General features: G+C 59.0%; 4 protein-coding genes. 3 read left to right on the forward strand and 1 reads right to left on the reverse strand.

What is annotated here, in order from left to right:
- The first annotated feature begins 240 nt into the window (after positions 1 to 240).
- On the forward strand, positions 241 to 2,412 hold the full coding sequence (locus IH881_19825; GenBank protein ID MCH7869950.1) for a tetratricopeptide repeat protein: 2,172 nt from the start codon (positions 241 to 243) through the stop codon (positions 2,410 to 2,412).
- A gap of 9 nt (positions 2,413 to 2,421) precedes the next feature.
- On the opposite strand, the gene IH881_19830 is transcribed toward IH881_19825, so the two are convergent.
- Complete coding sequence (locus IH881_19830; protein ID MCH7869951.1) at positions 2,422 to 3,813, reverse strand: hypothetical protein; 1,392 nt, start codon at positions 3,811 to 3,813, stop codon at positions 2,422 to 2,424.
- 805 nt (positions 3,814 to 4,618) lie between these two features.
- Between IH881_19830 and IH881_19835 the strand changes: the two genes are divergently transcribed.
- Positions 4,619 to 5,851 carry a hypothetical protein gene (locus IH881_19835; protein MCH7869952.1) on the forward strand — a complete coding sequence of 411 codons (1,233 nt, stop codon included), beginning with the start codon at positions 4,619 to 4,621 and terminating at the stop codon, positions 5,849 to 5,851.
- A gap of 154 nt (positions 5,852 to 6,005) precedes the next feature.
- Positions 6,006 to 6,470, forward strand: a complete 465-nt coding sequence (locus IH881_19840) for a hypothetical protein (GenBank protein ID MCH7869953.1) — start codon at positions 6,006 to 6,008, stop codon at positions 6,468 to 6,470.
- Positions 6,471 to 6,503 lie beyond the last annotated feature (33 nt).

The raw sequence follows: 6,503 nt of genomic DNA on the forward strand, positions 1-6,503 counted from the left end.
TCATTGCGGCGATCCACGGCCAGCGTCGACTCAAAATTCCGCTCTTCATGGTGGCTACCTTAGCGAATTGGTGGCCGCGGGAGTCGCTAGAGGGCGATGGGCGGCGGGAATGACAAGCCAAAATCTCCTCGCAGGCGCAGGGTTGAGCTATGTTGCGCGGCCATGCAGAATTGCAGTCAGCCAATGCCATCCCATTGCAAATGGTTCGCGCACGTTGTCGCCTGGGGGTTTCTGCAGCTGATGGCCGCTTTGATCTTCGCGATGTTGCTGGTGGGGTGTTCGAGCCAGGACCCCCTTCAAGAGGCGAGGGAACTGCAGAGCATCGGAAACTTTGCTGGGTCCGTTCCCGTGTTGAGGAAAGCCATCGACGAGGGTACGGATGACCCCGAGATCTTCTTCCTCTATGGAGTGGCGCTCGGAGAAACTGGAAATTTGGACGCCGCCGTCTGGCCTCTGCGCAGGGCGATGGAAAATCCAGATTGGGAGGTAGCGGCCGCGCTGCGGCTCGGCCGAGGAGCGTTTGCCCAGCACAGTTGGGATCGTTCGATTATCGCCCTCGATCGTCTACTCGAGATCGAACCCGATCATGTTTTTGCGCTGGTCCTGCGATCCCGCGCGCGGATCGAAACGCGCCGTAACTACGAGGGAGCTTTGGCCGATGCCGAACACGCCCTCGAAGTCGATCCCGATGCCGAAGGAGCGCGAATCTGTCAAGTGGTGGCGCTGCTCGGATTGGATCGCGCGGATGAAGCCGGAGAACTGATCAAATCGATCGAACTCTCCTCGCGCGAGGTCGGGCCCGACCAGCCCAACACGCCGCGCTTCTGTGGAGCGCGCGCATCACTCGCGGTGGAAATTGGCGACCCCGAATCGGCGGACGAAATTTATTCGGAGTGTCTGAAGGAGTTTCCCGGTGCTCAGAATCTGATCTCAGAAGCGCTCAAGTTCTACGGATCCATGGGTCGGGGGTCGCGAACGATCGAGATTCTCGAGGCGGCGGTCGAAGCTGCACCCCACAATCAGGACTACCGGGTCGGTCTCGTGGTTCGTCTGCAGTCGCAGGGACGGGTAGAGGAGGCGAAGGCGATTCTGCGCGAGGCTACCGAAGCGAAGAATCCGGTTTTGGCAGCCAAAGCCTGGCTGGATCTCGCTGGCTACCTGCTGGAACGAGAGGAGTACGACGAAGGGATCGAAGCTTTCGATCGAGCGCTAGAGATGGTACCGAACCCGTCCGTAGACTTGATGTTCCGGTATGCCGACGCATTGATCATTGCCAGTCGCTTCGACGAGGCATTGGAAGTTGCCGAGCGCGAGCAGGTCTCCACCTATCGCGACCTGATCCGAGGTCGCGTGCATCTCGAACGGGGCCAACCAACACTCGCCCTCGAGCGGTTGGCCGAAGCACTGCAGTCCTGGCCGAACAACGCAGTCGCTCGCTACTACGCCGCGCTGGCGGCCGAAGGTGTTGGTGACTATGAGCGGGCGATCGAGGAGTTGCGTTACTCGATCCGCGCAGGCGCCAGCCAGACCGACTCCCGGGCGCGACTCGCGCGGCTGCACATGGCCGAGGGAAATTTTCGAGACGCGCTCGAGGTGCTTCATCACGATATCGCGCGACAGCCGGGGGACATAGAAATGGCCCTGATCGGGATCGAAATTGGCGCGAGACTCGGACTTGCGGATAAACAGGTCTCCCAGCTGGCTTTGCCCCTGCGGACAGAGGACGACTGGCGAAGGGCGATGCTCGCAGCGATCCGGGGAACTCGGGAACGAATCGGCCCCGCAGGAGTCGTGAAACTGATCCAGGATACCCCCGGCCTCGATCTGGCTGACCCGGCGAACGCGTCAATACTCGAACGCCTCGTTGTGAACCTGGCGGATGCGGGAAGAACGGACGAGGCCGCCGTACTGCTGAACGGGTACCTGGAAGCTCAGCCGGAGTCAGGGTCGCTTTATGCGATTCGAGGCTGGTTGATTGCGCGGCGCGACGGCGTCGAATCCATGCAAGCGCGCGAAGACTTTGCGAGGGCAATCGAATTAGAGCCAGAGAATGTCGTGGCGTTGATCGGTCTTGGCCGCGAACGAAGCGCGGCTGGACAGCCGGACAATGCCCTCATCTACTTCGACAGGGCGATCGAGTCGGCACCTGAAGATCCAGCGCCCATTCGGGCAGCCATTGCAATGTTGATCGCAGAGGGGCGTACCAGAGAAGCGGTGTCAAAGCTCGAGCTGCTTCTCGAGCTCGAACCCTACGACAACGTGGCCGCCCTCCAGCTGTTGCGCATTCGTGTGCAGCTGGATCTGGACAAGCAGCGCTCGATCGCCCTGGGACGCCTCGCGCGTCACTTTGGCCGCGGAGCGAAACGCGCTAGAGCGAGCGAGCTGTTGAAGCGACTCGGCGCGAAGCTGTAGTCGTCGGAGTTACCAGGGCTTGCCTTGATTTTCGGAATCCTGATCTTTGGCGAGTTGTTCGTCGAATCGTTCGTCCAATTCGGATTCGACTAGATTCCGTTCCATCTTTTCCCGGACCTGCTTGGGGTGAATTCCCATTTCCTCTTCTATTTGAGCGTTGGCCATTGCACGCCGCCTCCACCCCCGCGCCAATGCACGATTGCGTTCGCTCTCTGTCCAGTCCGCATTGTCGACGTACTTTCCTGCAGCCTCTGGATCATTCTTGCCCCACACGCGTACGATCAGCGTCAAGGTTGCTTGCCTGAGTTCGTCGTCGAAGATCTTTTCTGCCGCGGCGATACCCTCTTCGAAGTCACCGAGTTGCATGTGCCTTGCATGAATCGCAAGCGCATGATCGCGCCAGGGCACGTGTTCGGTGCCCATCACCCAATTGGCCGCGCCCTCTTGGTCGTAGGCTGCCCACGAACGGTAGGTCTCCCGCACACCGTCGTCGCGCGAGTCACTGTCCTCTAGCGACTCGAGCCACTGGATGGTTGCCTGGGGGTCTTTCCTTACCCAGCGAATGGCAATTCTTTGCGGTATGCCCTGGAAGTAGGGACCTCCCTGCAGGGTTGCGGCCAGACTGGCTATCTGCTGGGCGTCGATGCGCACTGCGGAACTCACCACCCGGCGCATGAGGTTCAGCTTGAACAGCTTGTCAGAGTCGGGAAGAGACAGAATGAATTTGAACGCATCGTCTATCCCGTAGCGCAGTACCCGGCGCCGCGCGAAACCGACCATCATGCGCTGTCGCTGGATGCCCGGTCCCATCGCCTGGAGATACGTGAGAGCGCTCAGCTGATCGCTCTGCTCCCACCCGGCGATTACAGCAAGAAAGTAAGAAGTCTTATCGGCCTGCTTTTTGCCGCGTCCCAGTTCAGCGCGAACAAGTGCACCCCGAGGATCGATTCGTCCCCAGGTTCTCATGATCTGCAATCTCACTGCGCGGTGATCGGCCCGCCACTCAGACTCACTCCAATCCATCGCCGCGTGAGGGTCAAAACGAGCCCACCACTCGGCAAAGATGACCAGTTCTGTATCCCCGAGATCGAGAAAGACGGTGTCGAAAGCCTGCCGGACGTCGTTGAGGGAGTCGGGCCCAAGCTCGCTGAGCAGGCTGCCGAGTTTGGCCGTCCTCACCAGTAGATCTGAATGCAACAGCGCGTCTCGGACCTTGGAGGCGTCCCCCGCGAGCACCACGTCTACGCTGGTCTGCTTGCTTCTATAAAGCTCGGGATCGCTTTCCCGCATGGCCAGGAAGTAGGGATTTGGCGCGATTGCGTACCGGGGACCCAGCCAGAATCCAGCTGCAAAGCACAAAATAGCGGTCAGAAACGCAAAAAGAATGTATTGGATCTTCATCGTGCCGGGAGCCTAGCGGAGAGCTTCCAGGATGCGTAGAGCGCCTCGGGCAGCCTAGGTGGAAAATCTTTTCCGTAAGAAGGAGACAAAACTTCCGCAACCGATTGCCCAAAATTTGTACCAATCGGTCCGTTTGGAAAATCGCACAAAATAATCCTTAGTCAATTCAGCTAGTTGCGGGTATCTGGCTACGCAGCCCGTCGAACCGGCAATTGGGGAATTGGGGCACGGAATTTGCTTATGTTCCACCTTGAAAGGTCGGATCGACTTGCCTCGTTTCTGGTAGGCGCGTCGGAGAAGTGAAAAACGACGAGCATGTGGAAAGAAAAAAGAAAGAAGTCATTGAATTTAAAGAAGTTATTGAGTTTGAAGACGACGCGACTTCTTCTAACGATCTATTCAACGTAGTGGTCTCTTTCCATCATTGGAAGGTACATCCAGAACGGAGGCAATAGTGAATTCCGAAAACCGTCTCAGGTTCCTCCCTGGGATTCTAATTACGGTTGCGGCGACGACATTGGTATTGGTCTTCGCGAGCACCGCAAATGCAGGTAAATCCTTCTCGATGGTCGGCGAATGGTCGATGAATCGCGCTATCCTTGTTGATATTCCGATCAACGGCGGACCACAGAATTGTTTCGAATTTGCCGAGCCCAAGAATGCCCACAAACTGACCGCACCTGTGACGCCAGGGGGGGGCAACGATCATGGCGCCTGCGTCGGAGGAGGTAATTGGTTCGTTCCATTCCCCCCGACGACTTCGCCTCCGGTCGCGCCTAGATTCCCGTGGCCCCGATCCGCTGCAGTGCCGATTTTTGGTTTCAGGCAGAAGCTAGGTGGTATTCCCGGTGCTGCGGCGCTCACCACGACGGGAACGGGTCGCTCATTCACCATCCCAGACAATGCTTTTAATCAGGTAGGGCCGGCGACCGGATTCAATACCGCCACGGTCATGCTCGTCCCGACCGTCGTTCAGCTCCAGACGAATTTCACGGCCAGCGGACCAGCGAACGCCGTTCTAGCGGCGGATGCACTTCCTACGTTCGCAATTCAGCAACCCGCGCGATTCATGAAAGACGCCTGGTCGAAAGACGTCGGTCAGGCTGGGCGACCGCTCCCATCAACACCGGGGATTCCCACCTTCAATATTCGTCCCGCGGCCGATTTTGCCTGGTGCCCCGGAACGGTTGGGGCGGGCGGAGTCTGCCCCGCTGGTGCCACGACTCCCGGTGGATTTATCACGGGTGGCACAGGCGACGGCCCAGTTGACGGCATCGTCCGCTACAAGGCGGGTGTGAACAAGTTTGGCGGAACCATGGCCATGATGCTCAAAGGTGGCGGCTCGACATCCATCAGGGCTGGCTCCACAACGGTTCCGGCAACGACCATTACACTCGGGGGCGGGGCCGGATTTGGGCGAACCATGCTTCCCTTCATCGCACATCTCCCGTTTGGTACGGCGATGGCGGTTGCAAAGTTCGAGCAACCGCAGGTCCAGGGCGTCGGCTACGCGTTCAACAATACGATTACGCTCAAGAGCGCTCGCTTTCACCTCGACTACCTGACCAGCTTGCACGTATCTGGTGTCACGAATGGCGGAGGCATGATTACCACCTCGGGTCCGACTACGTTTGTGACGACGACCACGATGGGTACTATGACCATGATGAACACCATGACCTTTGGGTTTTTAGGGGCGGACACCAATAACGGCTGGGGCTTCCCGTGGACCACGGGTGCAGTCTCGGTCATGAACGTCGAGCTTCAGGGCGCGTCTCCCCAGACCGACACCCTGACTGCTCAGGGCTTCGACGGGCGAGATGCCAACGGCAACGGCGCGATCACGTTGGTTGCAGGCGGTACGACGAATCGAGTCCTGTCGGGTAATGACTTCGCGGCACTGGACCTCGTCACGTTGGTATTCGACGACGGCCTCGCAACGCCTTCGATGGGTACGGCCGGTCTCGCGACCGTCGCCACGCTGCTGGCCCTGTCGGCGGGTTTCGTGCTTCGAAGGCGGTTCGCTAGCGAGGAGTAAATCTCCGCGAAACGAATCACGCAGAAAGATCAAGGGCACGGCCATGACGGCCGTGCCCTTGAACGTTTTGTGGCCCTGGCAATTCGGCTGGGAGCCCAATGCTGTATCGTGTCCCTGAGAAACCATCGACAGGGTGCCGGGGAGGTATGTCAGAATGTTCGCGTCCAACGTGTCCAACGTAACGAAATCGCAAGTGCGGTCGCAGGTGCGGTTGAGAGTGCAATGGAGATGCCTGGTTGGGCTCATCGCCGCATTCAGTATCGCCTCCTCTGGGTCACTGGCGGCGATGAACGCGGGTACGGATCAAGCAGGGGAAGCTTCGGTCGCGGCTGTCGAGGTGGAGACCGCAGAAGTCACAGAGGTCGCGGAGGTCGCGGAGGTCATAGAGGTCGCACAAATTGCACAAGTCAAAAAAATCGACTGGGAACTGATGGGACTCTCCGTGTTCGACGCGGTCGTACTGCGACCCGTTGGTGCCGTGGCCACCTTGGGTGGCTTCGTTCTTTTTGTCGCGTCAGTGCCCTTTGTGGCGCCTGCAGGGCGCATTGCGACAGCCTGGGACATCTTCGTATACGCATCCTACGACGATACCTTCGTGCGACCCCTCGGAGAGATCTAGCCCGCGTCCATCACTGCTTCATTCACCCAGCAG

It is taken from the genome of Myxococcales bacterium (assembly GCA_022563535.1).
Lineage (GTDB): Bacteria > Myxococcota_A > UBA9160 > UBA9160 > UBA4427 > DUBZ01.

Excerpts from the sequence above, each read along its gene's own strand:
- IH881_19825 (MCH7869950.1), top strand. The coding sequence starts at position 241 with ATGGCCGCTTTGATCTTCGCGATGTTGCTGGTGGGGTGTTCGAGCCAG.
- IH881_19830 (MCH7869951.1), bottom strand. The coding sequence starts at position 3,813 with ATGAAGATCCAATACATTCTTTTTGCGTTTCTGACCGCTATTTTGTGC.
- IH881_19840 (MCH7869953.1), top strand. The coding sequence starts at position 6,006 with ATGTTCGCGTCCAACGTGTCCAACGTAACGAAATCGCAAGTGCGGTCG.